This window comes from Caballeronia cordobensis (genome assembly GCF_001544575.2).
In the GTDB taxonomy this organism is placed as follows: Bacteria; Pseudomonadota; Gammaproteobacteria; order Burkholderiales; family Burkholderiaceae; genus Caballeronia; species Caballeronia cordobensis.
Genome location: NZ_FCNY02000008.1, coordinates 340,253 through 359,712, shown reverse-complemented (window position 1 = coordinate 359,712; position 19,460 = coordinate 340,253). Strand labels below are relative to the sequence as shown.

General features: G+C 69.5%; 17 protein-coding genes. All 17 read left to right on the top strand.

Annotated elements, in window-relative coordinates:
- Positions 1–6: 6 nt before the first annotated feature.
- The 17 genes from AWB70_RS18045 to AWB70_RS17970 all read left to right on the top strand — a co-directional run bounded on the left by AWB70_RS18045 (position 7) and on the right by AWB70_RS17970 (position 19,319).
- Positions 7–906 carry a Pvc16 family protein gene (locus tag AWB70_RS18045; RefSeq protein WP_053570397.1) on the top strand — a complete coding sequence of 300 codons (900 nt, stop codon included), beginning with the start codon at positions 7–9 and terminating at the stop codon, positions 904–906.
- 47 nt (positions 907–953) lie between these two features.
- Entirely contained in the window at positions 954–2,930 is a 1,977-nt protein-coding gene (locus AWB70_RS18040; RefSeq protein ID WP_053570398.1) for a phage tail sheath subtilisin-like domain-containing protein, read from the top strand.
- Between the two features lie 30 nt (positions 2,931–2,960).
- Positions 2,961–3,395, top strand: coding sequence for a phage tail protein (locus tag AWB70_RS18035; protein ID WP_053570399.1), 435 nt, complete (start codon positions 2,961–2,963; stop codon positions 3,393–3,395).
- A 26-nt stretch (positions 3,396–3,421) separates the two neighbouring features.
- Positions 3,422–3,793, top strand: coding sequence for a hypothetical protein (locus AWB70_RS18030; RefSeq protein WP_045457124.1), 372 nt, complete (start codon positions 3,422–3,424; stop codon positions 3,791–3,793).
- Between the two features lie 8 nt (positions 3,794–3,801).
- Entirely contained in the window at positions 3,802–3,924 is a 123-nt protein-coding gene (locus tag AWB70_RS39610; RefSeq protein WP_318293409.1) for a DUF6760 family protein, read from the top strand.
- The gene (locus tag AWB70_RS18025) at positions 3,921–4,613 is read left to right on the top strand and encodes a hypothetical protein (protein WP_143281655.1); all 693 of its coding nucleotides are present in this window, start codon (positions 3,921–3,923) and stop codon (positions 4,611–4,613) included. Before AWB70_RS39610 ends, AWB70_RS18025 begins: the two co-directional genes overlap by 4 nt.
- 15 nt (positions 4,614–4,628) lie before the next feature.
- Positions 4,629–5,315: a CIS tube protein gene (locus AWB70_RS18020; RefSeq protein WP_053570401.1), complete on the top strand. Its 687-nt coding sequence runs from the start codon at positions 4,629–4,631 to the stop codon at positions 5,313–5,315.
- A 4-nt stretch (positions 5,316–5,319) separates the two neighbouring features.
- Complete coding sequence (locus AWB70_RS18015; RefSeq protein WP_053570402.1) at positions 5,320–6,516, top strand: phage late control D family protein; 1,197 nt, start codon at positions 5,320–5,322, stop codon at positions 6,514–6,516.
- A gap of 15 nt (positions 6,517–6,531) precedes the next feature.
- Positions 6,532–7,188: a phage baseplate assembly protein V gene (locus AWB70_RS18010; RefSeq protein WP_045457116.1), complete on the top strand. Its 657-nt coding sequence runs from the start codon at positions 6,532–6,534 to the stop codon at positions 7,186–7,188.
- A 9-nt stretch (positions 7,189–7,197) separates the two neighbouring features.
- Positions 7,198–7,479 carry a PAAR domain-containing contractile injection system baseplate protein gene (locus tag AWB70_RS18005; RefSeq protein ID WP_045457114.1) on the top strand — a complete coding sequence of 94 codons (282 nt, stop codon included), beginning with the start codon at positions 7,198–7,200 and terminating at the stop codon, positions 7,477–7,479.
- A gap of 10 nt (positions 7,480–7,489) precedes the next feature.
- Positions 7,490–7,936 (top strand): gp25 family contractile injection system sheath assembly initiator, encoded by a 447-nt coding sequence (locus tag AWB70_RS18000; protein ID WP_053570403.1) that lies wholly within the window; start codon positions 7,490–7,492, stop codon positions 7,934–7,936.
- A complete protein-coding gene (locus AWB70_RS17995; protein WP_053570404.1) occupies positions 7,933–11,331 on the top strand; it encodes a putative baseplate assembly protein in 3,399 nt (1,132 codons plus the stop codon). The genes AWB70_RS18000 and AWB70_RS17995 overlap by 4 nt, the downstream gene beginning before the upstream one ends.
- Positions 11,318–13,492: a putative baseplate assembly protein gene (locus tag AWB70_RS17990; protein WP_053570405.1), complete on the top strand. Its 2,175-nt coding sequence runs from the start codon at positions 11,318–11,320 to the stop codon at positions 13,490–13,492. The genes AWB70_RS17995 and AWB70_RS17990 overlap by 14 nt, the downstream gene beginning before the upstream one ends.
- Positions 13,470–14,876 carry a hypothetical protein gene (locus tag AWB70_RS38760; RefSeq protein ID WP_053570406.1) on the top strand — a complete coding sequence of 469 codons (1,407 nt, stop codon included), beginning with the start codon at positions 13,470–13,472 and terminating at the stop codon, positions 14,874–14,876. Before AWB70_RS17990 ends, AWB70_RS38760 begins: the two co-directional genes overlap by 23 nt.
- A gap of 64 nt (positions 14,877–14,940) precedes the next feature.
- Positions 14,941–16,995: a phage tail protein gene (locus AWB70_RS17980; protein ID WP_053570407.1), complete on the top strand. Its 2,055-nt coding sequence runs from the start codon at positions 14,941–14,943 to the stop codon at positions 16,993–16,995.
- Between the two features lie 12 nt (positions 16,996–17,007).
- Positions 17,008–18,516 carry a hypothetical protein gene (locus AWB70_RS17975; protein ID WP_053570408.1) on the top strand — a complete coding sequence of 503 codons (1,509 nt, stop codon included), beginning with the start codon at positions 17,008–17,010 and terminating at the stop codon, positions 18,514–18,516.
- 11 nt (positions 18,517–18,527) lie between these two features.
- On the top strand, positions 18,528–19,319 hold the full coding sequence (locus tag AWB70_RS17970) for a hypothetical protein (RefSeq protein WP_053570409.1): 792 nt from the start codon (positions 18,528–18,530) through the stop codon (positions 19,317–19,319).
- Positions 19,320–19,460: the final 141 nt, after the last annotated feature.

The following is a 19,460-nucleotide window of genomic DNA, read 5'->3' as shown; positions in this document are numbered from 1 at the left end:
GCATTCATGATCGACTACCTCGACCTGCTCCTGCAACGCCTGCTGCGCAACCGCGTCGCGCAGATCACCGCCGATGCGCAGGTACGCTTTCAGCCGCCCGACGAAGCCTGGCGTCAACTCGTCTCGAACATGACGAGCAACGCGCTCAACGTCTACCTCTTCGACATGCGCGAGAACCGCAAGCTGCGCACCAACGAACGCGAGCGCAGCACGGTCGGGCTCGATGTGTTCGAGACGCCGCCGCCGCGCCGCGTCGACTGCCACTATCTCATCAGCGCGTGGAGCCCGGTCACGATCACGCCGATGACCGACCCGACGATCGACGAGCACGCGCTGCTCGCCGACGCGGCACGTGCGCTCGGCCAGAGCGATGAGCTCGACCCGGTCGAGATCTATGCGGCATCGACCCCTCCGGCCCCGCCTCCGGCCCAGATCGCGGAGGAGCGCTTTCCGATCACCCTGCTGCCGATCGAAGGCTTTCCGAAGCTCGCCGAGTTCTGGGGAACGATGGGCGACGGGCATCGCTGGAAGCCGTGCGTCTATATCGCGGTGACGGTGGCGCTCCACGAGACCGCCGTGCCCGCGGGACCGATGGTGACCACCACGTTCATGGAAACGCGCGTGGCGGATGTGCCCGCGAGCGCCGAGACCTCCATGCAGTTCGGCGGCACCGTGCGGGCGGGCGCCGCGCCGGGCGCGCTGCCCGTGGCCGGCGCCTGGGTCGACCTGCGAACCACCGCCGGCACGCGACGGCAACTAGTCAGGACGGACGGCGACGGACGCTTTCTGTTCACACAGATCGCCGCGGGCAGCTATGAGCTGCGGGTGTCGGCCACGGGCTTCGCCGCGTTCGCCCGGGTGATCGACGTGCCGGCGCCGGGTGGCAGCTACGACCTTCATTTCTGACGATGCGTTTTATCGCCTGACCGGAACAGCCAGCAAAGGAGACGCAGATGGCGACTTATGCAACCCCCGAGGTGTACATCGAAGAGTTCGAGCCTGCGGCGCCGATCGCGGGGGTGGGGACCAGCAACGCGGCCTTGCTCGGGCCGTGCACGGAAGGCCCCTTGAACACGCCCACCCGCCTGACGAGTTGGGATCAGTTCACGAGCCAGTTCGGCAAGGACCCCGTCCCGGGCTTCTATCTCTGGTACGCAGTGCGCGGCTTCTACGAGAACGGCGGGAAGACCTGCTTCGTCACCCGGGTGAGCAACGCGACTTACGGCACGCTCACGCTCAAGGACAGCGCAGCGGCGCCCACGCTCGTCGTGAGCGCGCGACAGGCGGGCGTGCCGAGCCCGGCGCTCTCGATCACGGTGGATTCGAACGTCCATGCCGTCGATGCGCCGGCCAAGCTTTTCCGCCCGACCGGAACCATCGCGGGTGCCGCCGCCGGCTCGCGGATCATCACGCTCACGGCGGCGTCCGATGCCGAGAAGTTCCGGCCCGGCGACCGGCTCACCTGGACCGGCGTGGCCCCCGCCGACGATGGCGTGACGCTCGCCCGCGTGAGCGGGGCGACGCTCGAAGTGCTCAATCCGCTGTCGCAGAACTACGCGGCCGGCGCGCTGCGCCTCATGGACCCAGCGGCGGGCAGCGATACGCTGCGCATGGAAGGCGGCGCGGCCCTCGCGCCGGGCATGGTGCTGCTGCTCAAGCAGACCGCGCCGGCGGCGGTGACCGACATCGCGATCGTCAAGAGCGTGATCGTCGAGCGCATCAGCGGCGCGCTGACGACCTATCGCGTCACCGTGCGGAGTGGCCTCGCGAGTGCATTCGTGTTCGGCGCGGGCGGCGGCGACGTGTCGGTGCAGTCGCAGGAGTTCAAGCTCACCGTCACGCCCGCCACCGGGAGCCCGCAGGTGTACGACGGGCTGGGCATCGACCCGGAGCATCCGCGCTACTACGCGGACATCGTCAACGCCGCCGATCCCTACGTGACGGTGACCCCGGTCGACCCGCCCAACGTGACGCCCGCGCCGGGCAACCGGCCTGCGACGCTCGCCATCACGGCGCTGCCGGCCGGCGCGGCCGACAATCCGGCGACGCTCTCCGTGGCTGACTACCAGAAGGCGATCGCGCTGCTCGAAGCGATCGACGACATCAACATCGTGGCCATTCCCGACCGGCAGGACGCTGCCGTGCAGGGCGCCCTGCTCGGGCACTGCGAGTCGATGCTCGACCGATTCGCGGTGCTGGATGCGGCGCGCGGCCTGCCGCCCTTCGGCAGCAGCAGCGTGGATACGCAACGCGCCGGCCTCACGTCGAACCGGGGTTATGCCGCGCTCTACTATCCCTGGCTCACGGTTATCGACAGTGCGGGCGTGAAGACCCTGAACGTGCCGCCGTCGGGGCACGTCGCCGGCATCTACGCGCGCACCGACCAGGCGCGCGGCGTGCACAAGGCGCCCGCGGGCCAGGAGGCCACGGTCTCGGGCGCGCTCGGCGTGGAGCGCGCAATCACGCACACCGAACAGGAAGGGCTCAACCCCAACGGCATCAATGTCATCCGCGTCTTCTATGCGGGCGGCCGGCCCACGGTATGGGGGGCGCGCACCACGGCGAGCGGCTTCGGGGGCAATCCGAGCTGGCAATACGTGAACATCCGGCGCCTCTTCCTGTACCTCGAAGAGTCGATCCAGGAAGGTCTGCGCGGCGCGGTGTTCGAGCCGAACAACACGCAGCTCTGGCAGAAGCTCAAGCGCACGCTCACCGACTTTCTCACGCGCAGCTGGCGCGAAGGCGCCCTCTTCGGCGAGAAGGCGGACAAGGCCTTTTACGTGCGCATCGACGAAGACCTCAACCCGTTCTCGGAGCAGCAGCTCGGGCGCCTGCATATCGAGATCGGCGTGCGGCCCAGCTATCCGGCGGAATTCATCATCGTGCGTATCGGCATCTGGGACGGCGGCTCAGACGTGTCGGAATCCTGATCGACGGCCCGTACTTGCAAAGGAGCAGCGATGGCAACCCGCAAAGATCCCTACGTCAATTTCAACTTTCTCGTCGAGATCGACGGCATCGTGCGCGCAGCGTTTCACGAGGCCGGCGGGCTCGATTCGTCGATCGACGTGATCGAGCATCGCGAAGGCGGCGAGAACATCACGATGCGCAAGCTGCCGGGGCAGGTGAAGTACTCGAACATCAGCCTCAAGTGGGGCATGTCCGATGACCTCGACCTCTATGCCTGGCACCGCCAGTGGGCGGAAGGAGACCCGGCCGCCGCGCGCAAGAACGGCTCCATCGTGCTGCTCGACCGCCAGGGGCAGGAGAAGGCGCGCTGGAACTTCTTCAACGCGTGGCCCGCGAAATGGACCGGGCCCAGCTTCAACGCCGAAGCGAACGATGTCGCAATCGAAGCGCTGGAACTCGCGCACGAAAGCATCGTGCGCGCCTGAGGCAGTCCACCGGAAAAGGAGTCGTCATGTTCCAGACCGAGTTTGAGTTCACCCTGCCCTGCGGCTATCTCGACGAGGACGGCACGCTGCATCGCGACGGTGTGATGCGCCGCGCCACCGCAGCTGATGAAATCCTGCCGCTCAAGGACCCGCGCGTGCAGCGGAACGAGGCGTACCTGATCGTGATCCTGCTGTCGCGCGTGGTGACGCGCCTGGGCGGCGTGGCGGCGATCAATCCGAAGGTGATCGAGGGACTCTTCGCCACCGACCTCGCGTATCTGCAAAACCTCTACAACCGGATCAACCGTCTCGACGAACCCGCCGACGCCGACGAGCTGGCGCCGGGCGCGGGAGCCGCGCGGCCGGGGGAGTTTTCGGCTACCCCCTCGATCAACTGACCGAGGAGGTGGCGTTCATCGCGTATCACTTTCATTGGCCGCACGATCAGATCATGGAACTCGAGCACCGCGACCGCCGTCGCTGGGTCAGCCAGATCTCGACCCTGAACCAGAGGATCAACGAGGCATGAGCATGCAACGCCATTCGATACCGCGTGTCTGCGTGGCGCCGCTCGCGCGTCACCGGCGGTTCCTGTCGCTCCGGGCGGGGGCAAGGCGCGTAGCCGCGCCGCTCGCGCGGATCGAGCGCGTCGTGTTGCGGCCACGGCATGCGGCGCCGCAGGCTCTGTCGTTCGCGATCCACGTCGCCGCCTCGCTACGGCTCGCATCGCATTCGCATGCCGTGCTGATTCGCGCGGCTGCGCCGCTCCTGCACGTGCCCACGGTGGAGCGGCACGAAGCCAGCCTCTTGCGCGAACGCAGCAGCGAGCACCGCACGTTCCATCTGCGTACGCGGCAGGAAGCCGCGCCGCGCGAGCGCATCGTCCCTGTGCCGCAGCTGCGCGTAGCCGTGGCGCACACGCTGCCGCACATCCTGCGCCGCACCGAAACGCAAGGGGTCTATCCGCCTGTCATCAAGGCGCTTGCGCAGCCAGCCATCGTGCACGAACTGGGAAGCAAGCGCCGCGAGCCTGCGAAGGTTCCGGTCGTGCAGGCGTCCGGACGCGAGCCGCCCCGCGCCGCGGGTACGCCCGCCGGCGCGGCCTGGAGTCTGCCTGCGCAGGAGCTTGCGCGCCTCACGGCCACGGTCAGCCATCGGGTCATCTCGGAGCTGGAGCGCCGCGCGCTGTCGTTTCGCGAACGCAACGGGCGACTGTAGACGAGGAGACCAGCCATGCAGCTCGAAAAGGCGATCATCACCAACACCGTCACGGGGCAGCAGATTCCGGTGCAGTTCAATCCGGAGGAGTACACGCTCAATCGCGACAACAACTACGCGCAGGCGGCCGTGCCCGGCCTCTCCGCGCCGCTCCTGCAATTCGTCAACGGCAATCTGCAGACGCTCGAAATGGAACTGTTCCTCGACAGCTACGAGGAGCACAAGATCGGCAGCCGGGTGGTGAACGCCGCGCAAAGCGACGTGCGCGATCTCGTGCGGCAGGTGACCGACCTCATGAACATCCAGCCGAGCACGCATGCGCCGCCGGTGCTGCTCTTCACATGGGGGTCGCTCGCCTTCACCTGCGTGCTCGCCAAGGCCATGCAGCGGTTCGTGATGTTCCTGGCGAACGGCACGCCCGTGCGCGCGCGGATCAACGCGAGCTTCAGCGAGTACCGCAACATCGACCTGGAAGCGAAGGAGGTCAAGCGCGAGACCAGCGACTACTCGAAGCGGCATCTCGTGATCGAGGGCGAGACGCTCTCGTCGATCGCCGGCGCCGAGTACGGCGACCCGCGGCTCTGGCGCGTGATCGCCGTGGCGAACCGCCTGCAGCGCGCGCGCAATCTGCCGGCCGGCAGCCGCCTGCGCCTGCCCAATCTGCCCTATCGCGATCCCGATACGGGCAAAGTCTACGCATGACATCATGGACCGCGCCCGCTTCGTTCCCGAATTCGCACTGCAACTGAACGGCCAGCCCGTGCCCGCCGCCTTGCGCGCCGCGATCGAGAGCGTGCGTTGCCAGACGGGCATGGAAGGGCTCGATGAAGTCGAGGTCACCCTCGCCAACGAAGGGCTGCGCTGGCTCGACGACCCGGAGTTCAGGCTCGGCACTCGCCTCACGCTGCGGCTGGGCTATGCGCCCGACCCGCTCGTGCAGGTGTTCGACGGCGAGGTGGTCGCGCGCGCGGCGAACTTCCCGTCGGGCGCGATGCCGGGCTTCACCGTCACCGCGCACGACCGCCGCCGCACCATGCGGGACGGCAAGAAGGTGCGCTGGTTTGCGATTCCGGTTCCCACGGTGGGCAATCTGCCTCTGCCCGATATCGCCACGGCCTCCATCGTCACGCTGGAGAACCTGCTGCTGCCGATCTTCGATCCGGTCGGCGCGGCGCTCTCGATCATCCTCGGCGGCGTGGACACCTTCGTCGCCGTGACCGATCCCGATTCCGCGCAAGCGGTGATCCGCAAGCAGGCGAACGAGAGCGACTACGACTTTCTCAACCGCATCGCAGGCGAGAACGGCTGGGACGTGCTGGTCGAGCACAGCGGCCCGCTCGGCGGCCACCTGCTGCGCTTCACGTCCTCGCTCGACAACCTGCGCCCGACGTTCACCTACGGCTACGGGCGCTCGCTCATCGACTTCGCGCCGCGCGTGTCGACGGTGGGTCAGATCTTCACCGTGGGCGGCTTCGTCTGGGTGCCCGCGATCAAGATGACCTTCGTGGTCACGCTGGGCTTCAACTGGGACACGATGAGCCTCGCGCTCGCGATCTACCCCGGCGTGGTGCCGATCGGCATGCAGCCTGGCGACTACCTGATCGACGAGCCGCTCACGCCGACGTCGATCCCGCGCAAGCTGGTCTCGGAGCTGATTCCGAAGCTGAACCGACGCCTCACCGCGTCCGGCACGGTGGTGGGCGAGCCGGCCATGCGCGCGGGCGACGTGCTGCGCATCGAAGGCGTCGGCGAAGAGTTCGGTGGCCTCTATCGCGTGAGCTCGGTCACGCACACGGTCGACAGCGGCGGCTTTCGCACCGCGTTCGGCCTGCGCAAGGAAATCTGGTTCGGCTCGATACCGCTCGCCGATCAGGGCGCGGTGCCGGTGCGCGTGTCGTTTTGAAGAGGGAGAGCGCAAATGCCCAATGACATGATGTTCGGCCTGCTGCAAGACGTTCAGCCGCTCACGCCCGACAAGAAGGTCTACGGCGTGGCGATCGGCACGGTGGTCAACAACGTCGACAGCACCGGCCAGGCGCGCGTGCAGCTCATGCTGCCGTGGCTGCCGGGGTATCAGCCGTGGGCGCGGCTCGCCACGCTGATGGCCGGCATGGCGCGCGGCACCTACTTTGTGCCGATGGTCGGCGACGAGGTGCTGGTCGCGTTCAATCATGGCGACGTGCGCGAGCCCTTTGTCGTTGGCGCGCTGTGGAACACCCTCGACCGCCCGCCCTCCCTGAGCCCCACCGACGCGGTCACCCGGCGCCTCGTGCGCTCGCCGCTCGGCCACGAGCTGGAGTTCGACGACGCGCTCCAGACGGTCACGCTCAAGAGCAACCTGTTGTCCAAGGTCACGCTCGCCGCCGACAAGGCCGAGATCAGCACGCCCACCGCCAGCGTGACGGTCGGCAAGCTCGGCGACGTGACGATCACCGCGAAAACCAGGCTCACGCTCGATGCGCCGGTGATCGAGATCAAGGCGAAGGCATCGCTCACCGTGCAGAGCCAGGGCGTCGCGACGCTCAAGGCAAGCGGCGCGTGCGTGGTGCAGGGCTCGGTGGTGAAGATCAACTGAGCACGCGCGATGCCCGCCGCCGCCTTCCTCTATGCCCCAACCAGCCATCCCGGCGCGATCACCGGCCCGGGCGTGGCGAGCGTGCTCATCAACGGCATGCCGGCCGTCTGCCTGGGCGACGTTCATGTCTGCGCGCTGCCGCCGCTCGCCGGCCCGCACCCGCCAAATCCGATCGCCAAAGGCAGCGCCAGCGTCCTGATCGGCGGTCGCCCCGCCGCGCGGCAAGGCGACCTGTGCGGCTGCGGCGCGAGCATCGTCGCCGGTTCACCCAACGTGCAGATTGGCGGATGAGGAGCGATTCATGAGCACCGTGACCAGCCCGCAAGCCCTCGACCCACTCGACCGCGCCGACGCTCGCGCCTTTCTCGGCCGGGGCTTCGCGTACCCGCTCGCGATCGACGCGAGCGGCGCCATCGCGATGGCGGAGTACGAAGAAGACATCCGCCAGGCGATCCGCATCATTCTCGACACCGATCCCGGCGAGCGCGTGATGCGGCCCGACTTCGGCGCCGGACTGCGCGCGCTGCTGTTCGAGCCGATCAACATGCACACCACCGCGCTGATCCGGCACCGCGTCGAGCAGTCGCTGATCCTGTGGGAGCCGCGCATCGACAGCATCGGCGTGGACGTGCGCGCCGATCCACTGAACGGGATGGTGAACGTCGATGTGCGCTATCGCGTGCGCACGACCAACACCTTCTACAACCTCGTCTATCCGTTCTATCTGCAGGAGGGGCGCACGGCATGAGCAGCTATCCGGCACGCCCGCCCCGTATCGCCCTGCGCGACGGGCCCACCATCGCCGCCGACCTGAGCGCGCACCGCGCCGGCTATCTGCCGGGCTGGACCGCGCACGACGACGCCGGCAGCGCGCTGCTGCGCATCGTGGCGCGCAATCTGGACATACAGGCCGCGGGCCTGAACGCGATGCCGCTGCGCCTGCAACTGGAATTCCTCGATCAGATCGGCGCGAGCGTGCTGCCCGCCCAGTCGGCGCGCGCGCCGCTCGTCTTCACGCTGCTGGCGAACGCCGCCGCCGACGCCACGGTGCCGGCCGGCACGCGCGTGGCCGCCGTGCTGCCGCCGCCCGCGCCCTCGCTCGACAGCGGCGCCACCAGCAACCGCAGCACGCCGCCCGAGTTCTTCACCGAGCAGGAGATCACCGCCATGCGCGGGACGATCGCGGCGCTCTACAGCATCGACCCGCAAGCGGACGCCTACGCCGACCACGGCGCGTCCGTGCAAAGCGGCTTCACGGCGTTCGCGTCGATGCGGCAGGCGCCCCACCGGCTCTACCTCGGGCATGCCGACATGTTCCGCCTCGCGGGCTCGGCCCAGGTGGACGTGACGATCGATTTTGCCGACGCGATGAATGCCGCAGCCGGTGCGCCCGCGCGCCGTCCGCTTCTGCTCGACTGGGAGTACCTGAGCACCGACGGCTGGCTGCCGCTCGTCCTGATCGAAGACCGCACGGAGCGCTTCACCCGCGACGGCAGGATCAGCCTGAGCAAGGACGCCGGCCCCGACGGACAGTCACAGACGCTCGCCGGCCACGAGGCGTACTGGGTCCGTGCCAGCGTGTCGCAACGCATTCCTTGCGCGCGCATCGCCACGGGTGGGGACGGCAAGACGGCGCGGCCGTACGGCATCCATCCCGAATGGACCGAAGTGACGGTCGAATCGAGCCGCGACCTGCTGCCTGGCGACGTCGTCACGATCGACGGCGTGACGCGCGCCACCGTCACGGGCACGCTGGACGCGGCGGTGCTCCTTGACCTCGCGCTCGCCGACATCCAGGCCAGCGACTTCCTCGTGCTCGCCGACGCGCTCCCGCCCCTGCGTCCGGAAGGCGCGGACCAGAGCGGCAGCCTGCCGATGGTGGACGTGCTGCGCGCCCGCGTCGGCTATGCGAAGAACGATCTCGTGCCCGACAGCGCGCTTCAGGACGAATTCAGGCTCGACCTGAACAAGGACTTCTACCCGTTCGGTACGCAGCCCGAGCGCTTCGCGGCGTTCTATGTGGCCTGCAAGGAGGCCTTTCCGCGCAAGGGCGCGCGCATCGAGCTGATGTTCACTTTTTCCCAGACCGGCGGCGCAAGCGGCACGCTCGACGTGCAGTCCGAGTACTACAACGGCGCGCGCTGGGTGGGGCTCGGTCCGAACGAGGAGTACAGCGACAACACCCTGGGCCTCACGCAAGGCGTCGCCCCCGGCGGCACGGGCCTGCCGGCAGCCGCGATCAGTTTCGTCGCGCCGCAGGACTGGGCCGAGTGCGAGATCAACGCGGACCAGCAGCACTGGCTGCGGCTGCGGCTCGCTTCGGGCGACTACGGCAAGCCGCTCAGCCTGTCGGTCGAGCCCGATCCCGCCGACAGCAGCAAGTTCATCGTGAAGAGCGTCGCGCCGACGCTAAAGCCGCCGATCGTCGCTTCGCTGCGCATCAGCTATCTGTATTTCTCCAATCCCGCGCCGCTCGACGCCTGTCTGACCGAGAACGACTTCGCGTTCGCCGAGCACAGCGAGGATGCCTACTGGCCGCGCAGCCCGTTCGCGCCCTTCGAGCCGATGTCGGACCGTGCGCCCGCGTTGCACTTCGGCTTCAGCGGGCAGCCGCCCGCCGCGCTCGTGAGCGTGCTCGCGCATGTGATCGCGCCCGCCGCCGATGCCGCCCCGCAGCCCTACGCATGGGACTACTGGGGCTCGCGCGGCTGGACCGAGCTCTCCGTGCGCGACACCACGCTCGGCTTCCAGCAGACCGGCCTGGTGCAGTTCATCGGCGCGCCGGACATGCTGCCGCGCGATGGCCTGGGCGGCCCGCTCTACCGCGTCCGCGCGCGCCTGAAGACAGGCCTTGCAAGCGAGGACTACCGCGTGCAGCTAGGCGGCGTGTGGCTCAACGCGGTCGGGGCGAGCCAGGGGCAGGCCATCGACCGCGACACGATGGGCACGAGCAGCGGCCAGCCGGACCAGACCTTCGTGCTGCCGGCAGCGCGCGCGCCGCGCGATGCTTCCGCCAGCGGCGCCGCCGCGAACACGGTGACCGAATTCGAGCGCGCGCTCGAGCTGCCCGCGAACGGCGTGCCGGTGATGGCGGGCGAAGTGCTCGAAGTGCGCGAATGGGCGGGCCGGGGCGACGACTGGGAAACCGCCGTCGCCGGCGTGGACCCGGCGCGCCTGCGCTTCGAAACGGATGCGCAGGACACGTCCATCAAGACCGCCGTGTGGGTGCGCTGGCTCGCGGTGCCACATCTCTACGCCTCCGGGCCCGGCGACCGACACTACGTGGTCGAGCGCGCCCGGGGCGTGTTCCGTTTTCCCGGCGCGGCTGGCTTCATTCCGCCGGCGGGGGCGCCTATCGTCATCAGTTATGTGACGGGCGGCGGCATCATCGGCAATGTGGATGCAGGCGTGATCCGCGAGCTGCATAGCGGCGTCGGCTATGTGAACGCGGTCAGCAATCCGCTGCCCGCGAGCGGCGGCGCGCAGGCCGAGAACCTGCGCGCTGCGCGCGACCGCACGGCGCAGCAGATTCGCCATCGCGACCGCGCGGTGAGCATGGCGGACTACGAATGTCTCGCGATGTCGGCCACGCCCGAGGTTGCCCGGGTGCGGGCGCTGCCGCTCGAAAGCCCGGACGGCCGCGGCGCGCGCGGCTACGTCGGACTGGTTCTCGTGCCTGCCTCCGCGCGCGCGCAGCCCATGCCCTCGCTCGAACTCAAGGCGAACGTGGCCCGCTACCTGAGCGCGCGCATGCCGGCGGGCATCGCGGGCAACCTGCAGCTCTTCGCGCCCGTCTACGTGCAGGTGGGCGTGCACGCCGAAGTGCTGCCGAGCGACGCCGACGAAGCCGGCCGCGTCGAAGCCCGGCTGCGCGAGCGCCTCGCGAGCTTCCTGCATCCGCTGACGGGCGGCCGCGAAGGGCGCGGCTGGCAATTCGGGCAGACGGTGGCCTTGTCCGACCTCGCCGCGCTCTTCGAAGAAACGCCGGGCGTCGACGCGGTGCGCTTCCTGCAGATGATGGTCGGCCAGACGGTGTACGGCGACACGGTGCCGGTCGGCCCCGACCAACTGATCGCGGCCGGCGACTCGCAACTCAAGCTGGTGGTGCCGGACTCGACGGGAGCGTCCTATGCCGCTGCCTAAGCCCACGCTCGATAACCGCACCTACGACCAGCTCGTCGCCGAAGGACGCGGCCAGATCCCGCGACTCGCGCCGCAGTGGACCGACCACAATGCGTCCGACCCGGGCGTGACGCTCATCGAGCTCGCGGCATGGCTCGCCGAGCAAAACATCTACCGCTTCGACCGCCTCTCGGACGAAGCCATCCGCCAGTTCGCGCGGCTCGTCGGCGCCACGCCGCTGGCACCCGCGCTGGCGGGCACGGTCGTCGCCATCGGCAACGGCAACGCGAGCGGCGTCGCACTGCCCGCGCGCATGCAACTCCATGACGCGCACGGGCCGCTCTTCGAAACCACCGAGGCGCTCGACGTCACGCCCGCGCAGATCGTCGCGCTCGGCTGGGCGGACCAGTCGGGCAGCTTCGCGAGCGTATCCGACGCCGATGCGTCGCTCGACGCCTACTTCCCGCTCGGTCCGCGTCCGCGTGCGCGGGACGGCCATGCGTTCTTGCTGGGCTTCGACCGCGCACTCGACGCGCCGGGCGCCACGCTCTCGCTGCACGTGTGGACGGATCACTGGCAGGACGACGCCGGCGCGCGCCGGGCGCTGATCGACGAAGAAGCCGCGCTCGCCGCCCGCCTGAAGCTCGCCTGCCCCGCCGAATGGGCGGCTCGCGCGGGCAACTGGCGCCTGCACTACCGCGCACGCACCGTATGGGAGTTCCATGCGGGCGGCGGACTGTGGCAGCCGTTGCAGGGACTGGTCGACGAGACGCGCGCGCTGAGCCTCACCGGTTTCGTGCGCTTTGCCGCGCCGGCGAATCATCAGGCGGGCGCCCTCGCGGCCGCGCCAGCCGCTTATTTCATCCGCTGCCGGCTATCGGACGGCGGTTACGAGTGCGCGCCGCGTATCGTGCATGCGGCCGTCAACGCCGTGTCCGCCGAGCATGCGCTCACCCGTGGCGAGCGGGCCATCGGCATGGCCGCGGGCCACGCGCTCGCGCGCTTCGCGATCGGCGAGGCGCCCGTCGTGGCCGACTCCGTGCAGTTGCGTCTCGACGACGGCGCGGGCACCGTCGAGACCGACTGGGTCACGAAACTCGACTGGGACGCGAGCGGCCCGCACGACCGTCATGTGTTGCTCGTACCGGAAGATGGCGGGCTCGTGAGCGGCGACGGCCTGCGCGGCCAGCCGCTGCCAGCCGGATTTGCGGTTCATGCGAGCTTCCGCGCCGGCGGCGGCGCTGCCGGCAACATCGACGCGGCGACGCTCGCCGCCCTGCCCGCCTCGCCGCGCAACGTCGCGCTCGCGCCGGCGCTCGGCGGCCTCATGACGCCGTTGACCGTCGCCCAGCCATTCGCCGCGGCGGGCGGCGCCGCGCGCGAGACGCTCGACGCGCTGCGCGCGCGCGCCTACACGCTGGCGACGAGCGTCGACAAGGCCGTCACGCTGCCGGACTTCGAACGGCTTGCCCTTGCCGCCCCCGCGCTGCCGGTTGCCCGCGCGCACGCGGTGGCCAACCTGTCGCCCTGGCTGCCCTGCTATCCGGCGCCCGGCGCGGTCGCGGTGGTGATCGTGCCGCGCTGCCGCCTGCCCGCGCCGACGCCGAGCCGCGCGCTGCGCGAGCGGGTCGCCGCCTATCTCGCGCCGCGCCGCCTCGTCACGAGTGAAGTCCACGTGATCGCGCCACATTATCGCCGCGTGGGCGTGCAGGCTCTCCTGCATCTCGACGCCGGCATCGACCTCGCCGCGACGCTGCAACTCGCGGGCGATGCCATCAACCGGTTCTTCGACCCGCTCACCGGCGGCCCCGATGGCACCGGCTGGCCGATCGGCCGCACGGTCTATCGCAGCGAGGTGATGGCGCTGCTGGCCGTGCTGCCCGGCGTCACACGGGTGAACGATTTCGGCTTCCTGACCCTCGCCCGGCGCGCCGGCGTGCGCAACGCCGGAAGCTGCGGCTGCGGCGGCGATGCCCCGGCGGGTTGCGGCTGCAGTGCCTGTGGCGTGAGCAGCACGAACAGCGTGAAGAGCGGAAGCAACGAGTCGGCCGCCCGCTGCGGCAACGTCGAGCTCTGCGCGCACGAGCTCGTGCGACCGGGCCCTCACCGGCTGCGCGCGCAGGCCGTGCTGCCTGTCGAATTGCAAAGGAGCGATCCCCATGAGTGCGAATCTGCCCGATGACACCTTGCAGCGCCTGAACTACTTCAACGGCCAGCGCCTCGCCGCGTCGGACTTTCGCAGCGAGCAGGGCTATCACGTGGGCGTGCGGCGGCTCCTGAACCGCTCGCTCTATTCGGCGGGCATCGTCAAGGGCCTCGAAGTGCTGAAGCACCCGGCCGACAAGCACAAGGTGATCGTCCAGAGCGGCCTCGCGTTCGATCATCTGGGCCGCGAGATCGCCCTGCTCGCCGATGCCGAGGCGCAGGTGATGGGCGCGCCGAGCACCACCAAGGGCGTCGTGTTCGGCAACCTGCTGGCGGTTTCGTACCGCGAGACGCGCACGCAGCCGGTGCAGGACGGCTGCGCGGTCGCGGCGCCCTGCGAGCCGTGCAGCGGCGATCTCGCCTGGGGTGCGCCAACCCGCATCGCCGCGGGCGTGGTCTTCGAGTTTCTCGACAGCTGGCCCGCCGCCGACAGCGGCAAGATCATCCTCGCGCAGATCGAGCTCTCGCAGACCTGCACGGTCGAGCGCGTGCTGCCGGGGGTGCGCCGCTACGCCACGCCCGTGAAGCCGCAGCAGGTGCGCACGGTCAGTCTCGAAGGCGAGAAGGACATCGATTCGGCAAATCCGAAGGTCCTGTACTTTCACGTCGACGGCGGCTACCCGTCCGACGTGACGCTGTACCTGCGGGCGCGCAAGTTCAGCTCGCTCTACTACACGGAGCTCGGGCGGCACTCGCATCACCTCAAGTTCAACACCGCGCCCTCCGGCGAAGCCTCGGCGCACTCGCATCCGATTGATCTCTCGGCGATGGTGATGGCCGAGGACGGCGAGCACCGTCACGAAATCTGGGCAGGCTCCGACGACGGCGAAAGCGGCTCGATAGACTTTGGCGACGACGACGACCCGAATTCCTACATGGCCACCGGCGCGGGCGGCGAGCGCGGCGGCCGCGGCATGATGGAAGTCAAGCCCTCCGGCAAACACACGCACAAGGTGATGGCGGGCACGGTGCCTTCGAAAACCGGCGACGCCGCGGCGCTGCCCGCGCACACCCATCTCATCGACCAGGACAGCGACACCACGGGCGTGCAGCCCGACGCGCGCGCGAGCGGCACGGCGCTCGCGCTCGGCTACGTGGACGAGATGCACGTGTTTCTCGACGGCCAGGACGTCACGCCGCAACTTTTGCAGCAGCTCGCCGCCAAGCCCGGCCAGGCCGCGAACTGGGGCAAGCTCGGCAACGGCAGCAACGCTCACGCGATCGCCGCTCCCGACGGTACCGGCTCGATCGACCTGCTCAAGCTCGGCGTGGAGATCGGGCTCGGACAGCACAAGCTCGAGTTCAAGCTGCTCAAGCCGAACGTGGGCGGCTGCGTCCAATACAACCTGTACGTGAGCTGACCATGACACCGACTTCCGGCGACGCGGCCCCGCAAACCCGGCAGAAGCCGAGGCCGGACCCGTCATGAACACGCCCACCCGACATGTCCTGCTGCGCGACCGCCGCCACTGGCTCGGCGGCGGCAGCGGCTACGCGCTCGATCGCGATGGCGCGCTCACGCTCGCCCGCGTGCCGGGACCGCCCGGCGGCAAGGCGGTGGCTCTCGCGGGCAACTATCCCGCCCCGCGCGAAGTGTCCGGCCTCGCGCTCGGTCCGTGCGGCCGCGTGTTCGTCGCCGACACCGCACACGATCGCGTGCTGCTGAGCGAGCCGCAATGCAACTCGCAAGCCTGGCTGCAAGGCTTCAGCGCGCCGCGCGGCCTCGCCTTCGGCGCCGAGGCGCTGTTCGTCGCGGACAGCGGCAACCTGCGCGTGCAGCGTCTCGCGCTGCCGGCGCTGGAAGCAAGCTCGGCGCCGGTCGCGGGCCTTGCGCCGACTAGCCTCGCGCTCGACTCCGAAGCGCGCCTGGTGTGCGTCGATGCGACGGCCGGCACCGTGCGCCGCGTGTCGCGCCTTGGCGTTCCCGATACCGCGTTCGACGGCGCGATCGCGGCGTCGGCGCGCCTCGCGGCGCCGCTTTTCGTCGCCATTGGCGCAAACGACTCGGTGCTCGTCTCGGACGCCACGCATGACCGCGTGGACATGTTCGACGCCGGCGGGACCTACGTCGCGACCTTCGACGGCCCGGCCGCCTGGATGCCCGGCGCGATCGCCGCCGATGCCGCGCGCGTCTACATCGCCAACGCGGCCGATGGCGGCATCCTGGTCTTCGACAACGGCGGCGTCCTCCAGGGCGCGGTGAGCGGCTGGCGCGGCCCGGTCACCGCGCTTGCGCTCGATGCCGGCGGCGATCTGTATATCAAGCCGGGGCTCGACGACGTCTATCTGCGCTTCGCGGCCAATGCGGCCTATGCCGCGGGCGGCCAGATCGTCGCCGGACCGTTCGATGCGGGCGTCGAGCGCGAGTGGGAGCGCGCCTGGATCGAATGCGAGATACCGGCCGGCACCTCAGTTGTGGCGGAAGTCGCGCAGGCGAAAACGCCCGCGCCCGCCCCCTCGGCGAGCGACTGGGCCACGCTGCCGGGCACGGACGCCCTGCTCGCGCCGCTCGCAAGCGGGGTGAGCGAGCGGCGCCACATCTGGCTGCGCCTCACGCTCTCCACGGACGATCCACGCGCGACGCCCGTGCTGCGCCAGGCACGCGCCGCAACCGAGGCGGAGGACCTGCGCGACTACTTGCCCTCGACCTATCGCCGTCACGACCCCGACGACGTCCTGAAGCATCTCGCGCAGTTGCTGCGCGGCGAGTTTCTGGCTGTCGAGGAGCAGCTCGACGACATGCCGCTCGTGGCCGCCCCGAGCTTCGCGAGCGCCACCAGCCTCGACTGGCTGGCGCAGTGGCTCGCGCTCGAATTGCCGCGGATTGCGAGCGACGACGAGCGCCGCGCCCTGATCGCGCGCGCCGTTTCGCTCTTCGCGCGGCGCGGCTCGCCCGCATCGATCGCCGAGTTCGTCGCCCTGCATACGGGCATCCGGCCCGCCATCATCGAAAGCTACGCCGAGCGCAGGCTCTGGGTGCTCGGCGAAACCTCCCAGCTCGGCTTCGATACCCGGCTGCCGCCAGTGGACCCGCTCGGCATGGTCGCGCCCGACTGGCTGACCGCGCCCGGCTGCTGCCCCTCGAGCGAGGGCGAACAGCTCGTCGGCCGCGCGGTCGTGGGCGAGTCCGGTCCGCTCGCCGCGCATCAGATCGGACTGCCGCTCTTCGCGAGCGAGGCATATCGCTTCTGCGTGGTGGTGGACGGCTATCGCGTCGCGAGCCCGGCGACGCTGCGGGAGCTGTGCCGCATCGTCGATCGCGAGAAGCCCGCGCATACCGACTATCGCGTCCAGGTCGTGATGCCTGAACTGCGCATCGGCCTGCAGGCGACGGTCGGCGTCGACGCGATCGTCGGCGGCCCGTTGCCGGCGTGGCAGCTCGACCAAGCGCGGCTCGACGAGCACGCGCGCCTGATGCCGCCCGACGGTGCCCCGCGCGTCGGCGAAGCCCTGCTCGACGGATCACTGCAATTGACCTAGCCGGAGACAGACATGCATGCACACGATCAAGCCGAACTCCTGCTGCGCACGCTGAATGCGCCGCGCCGCAATCATTTCTTCTACGGCAAGCGGATGGACGTGCAGCAGTTCCAGATGGAGCAGGACTACGGCCGGAACAAGCAATGGCTGCTCAACCGGCTCACGCTCGGCAAGGGTGTCCTGTGCGGGCTGAAGGTCTCCATCGACGGCGACAGGCTGTGCGTCGATCCCGGCGTGGCGATCGACGGGCTGGGGCGCGAGATCATCGTGCCGGTGCGCGCGTGCATCGATCCGAAGGCCGAGCACGGCGGCTGCTGCGGTGACGCGCCACCCGCCGGCAGCGACCCGGCGCATGGCGATGCGCGGCTCCAGGTGTTCACGCTGTGGCTGTGCTACCGCGAGTGCCAGGCGGACCAGCAGCCCGTGCTCGTGACCGACTGCGAAACGCAGAGCCATTGCGCGCCGGACACCGTCGTCGAGACCTTCTGCCTGAAGGTGACGCCGGGCATTCCGCCGTTGCAGGGCGATCCCGACTGGTGCCTCGCCTGGGCCAGGGGCGCTGAGAAGCCGCAGGAGCCGCGCGAGCCAGATTCCGATCGACCCGTTCCCGACCGACCGGACGGTGCCGCGCCGCCGGACTCGGTGCCCGTGTCCCGAGGCCCCGCCGCCGACGACGTGGTCGCAGTCGGCGCATTGCTCGCGACCCTCGGCGTCACCCAGGAGGAGATCGACGCGGCGGGCAGGAGCCGGCGCCACGCGTTGTGCAGCCTGTTCGACAAGACGTGCGACCCGGCCGAAGGCAGCGCGTGCGTGCCGCTCGCCATCGGCCTCGTGCGCGACGAACGCATCGCCGGCATCGAAAGCTGTCTCGTGCGGCCGCGCGTCTACAGCAACGCGGTGCTGCTCGACCTGATCCTCTGCCTGGCGGAGCGCGTCGACGCGTGCTGCAACGGCCATGAACCGCCGCCACCCCCGCCCCAGCGCGAGCTGCTGCGCGTGCAAAGCGTGACCTTCCTGTCGACCGATCCGAACGGCGTTCAGACCGAGGTCGGCAAGGTGGACTCGCCGATGGAGGACGTGCGCATCAAGATCTCGCTGCGCCCGAACGCGATCCGCATCCGCTTCACCGAGGACTTCGCACGGGACGTGCACATCCCGAGCACGCACGGCCTGAACGACCCCAACTTCAAGCGGCACAACGTGATGGTGCTGCCGGACGAGCCGCTCAATCACATGGAGTACGTGCCCGGCACGCTCGTGCTCGAAGACTCGCGAACGATCCGCTTCGACCTGTTCCGCGATTCACCCTACGTGCGCGGCAGCGGCGGCGGCTTCGGCTGGCAGAAGGGCCGATACCAGCTCGCGATCTTCGGAACGGACGATGCCGGGGCCAGCCGTCACGCGATCGCCGACACGGGCGACGTTGCCCTCGACGGCGACACGCCGCCCGCCGGCAGCGGCGCAATCTCGGGAGACGGAACGCCCGGCGGAGATTTCCGCATCGCATTCATCATCCGCTAGAGGAGACCGCCATGTCCGAACTACCCTGCGACTGCACCACCGATCCGCTCGAGCGGCTGCGCTACTTCAGCCGCCAGTTGCTCACCGCCGACGACATGCGCACCGAGCAGGCGTACTTCCGCGAAAAACTGCGCCGGCACAACCGCTATCTGCATGGATGGGGCGTGGTGTGCGGCTGCACGGTCGAGCCCGTGGACAAGGCGCAGGACTGGACCGTGCGCGTGTGTCCAGGCTACGTGGTGGACCCGCAGGGCGACGATATCTCGATCGACCGGTGCGTGAGCGTCGATCTCAAGCTAGGTGCGATACCCGAACCCTGCATCGTGCGCTGGCCCTGCCCGCCCGTGGGCGAGATGCCGGGCACCGGTTCGCGCGAGCGCAAGGCCTACATCGCGGTGCGCTATGCCGAGTGCCATTCGCGGCCCGTCAAGGTTCATCCTGCGGGCTGTGGCTGCGACGAGACGTCGTGCGAGTACTCGCGCATTCGCGATGCGTTCGAGATCAAGGTGCTGTGGACGCTGCCGGATTCACACGTCGCGGCCCACAAGGACGACGAGGCCTGGCGCGACACGCTGCTCAAGTCTCCGCCCGAACTGCTGCGCAGGCTGTTGACGATGCCGGCCCCGCCCTGCCCGGAATGCGTCAGCGATCCGTGGGTGGTGCTTGCGACCGTGTTGCTGCCCGCACAGGATGCCGCCGGCGCCGCGGGATCGGGCCAGGCGCCGCTGCAGGTGAGCTACGCCGACCGGCGCGTGCTGCTTTCGACGCAGCGCCTGCAGACCGCGCTGCTGAGCCTGACTTGAGCGGCGGGGCCGGTGCGGGTTGCATGATCCCGCTGAGCCGACGTAACGAAACTCGACCGACTGCTTTCGATCATCAAGGAGTCCGACGTACTCAGCAATCCGGCGGAGGCCGGCATCCTGGACGAACTCATCTCGCGCGGT

Coding starts and splice junctions, on each gene's coding strand:
- AWB70_RS18045 (WP_053570397.1), top strand. CDS start 7: ATGATCGACTACCTCGACCTGCTCCTGCAACGCCTGCTGCGCAACCGC.
- AWB70_RS18040 (WP_053570398.1), top strand. CDS start 954: ATGGCGACTTATGCAACCCCCGAGGTGTACATCGAAGAGTTCGAGCCT.
- AWB70_RS18035 (WP_053570399.1), top strand. CDS start 2,961: ATGGCAACCCGCAAAGATCCCTACGTCAATTTCAACTTTCTCGTCGAG.
- AWB70_RS18030 (WP_045457124.1), top strand. CDS start 3,422: ATGTTCCAGACCGAGTTTGAGTTCACCCTGCCCTGCGGCTATCTCGAC.
- AWB70_RS18025 (WP_143281655.1), top strand. CDS start 3,921: ATGAGCATGCAACGCCATTCGATACCGCGTGTCTGCGTGGCGCCGCTC.
- AWB70_RS18020 (WP_053570401.1), top strand. CDS start 4,629: ATGCAGCTCGAAAAGGCGATCATCACCAACACCGTCACGGGGCAGCAG.
- AWB70_RS18015 (WP_053570402.1), top strand. CDS start 5,320: ATGGACCGCGCCCGCTTCGTTCCCGAATTCGCACTGCAACTGAACGGC.
- AWB70_RS18010 (WP_045457116.1), top strand. CDS start 6,532: ATGCCCAATGACATGATGTTCGGCCTGCTGCAAGACGTTCAGCCGCTC.
- AWB70_RS18005 (WP_045457114.1), top strand. CDS start 7,198: ATGCCCGCCGCCGCCTTCCTCTATGCCCCAACCAGCCATCCCGGCGCG.
- AWB70_RS18000 (WP_053570403.1), top strand. CDS start 7,490: ATGAGCACCGTGACCAGCCCGCAAGCCCTCGACCCACTCGACCGCGCC.
- AWB70_RS17995 (WP_053570404.1), top strand. CDS start 7,933: ATGAGCAGCTATCCGGCACGCCCGCCCCGTATCGCCCTGCGCGACGGG.
- AWB70_RS17990 (WP_053570405.1), top strand. CDS start 11,318: ATGCCGCTGCCTAAGCCCACGCTCGATAACCGCACCTACGACCAGCTC.
- AWB70_RS38760 (WP_053570406.1), top strand. CDS start 13,470: ATGAGTGCGAATCTGCCCGATGACACCTTGCAGCGCCTGAACTACTTC.
- AWB70_RS17980 (WP_053570407.1), top strand. CDS start 14,941: ATGAACACGCCCACCCGACATGTCCTGCTGCGCGACCGCCGCCACTGG.
- AWB70_RS17975 (WP_053570408.1), top strand. CDS start 17,008: ATGCATGCACACGATCAAGCCGAACTCCTGCTGCGCACGCTGAATGCG.
- AWB70_RS17970 (WP_053570409.1), top strand. CDS start 18,528: ATGTCCGAACTACCCTGCGACTGCACCACCGATCCGCTCGAGCGGCTG.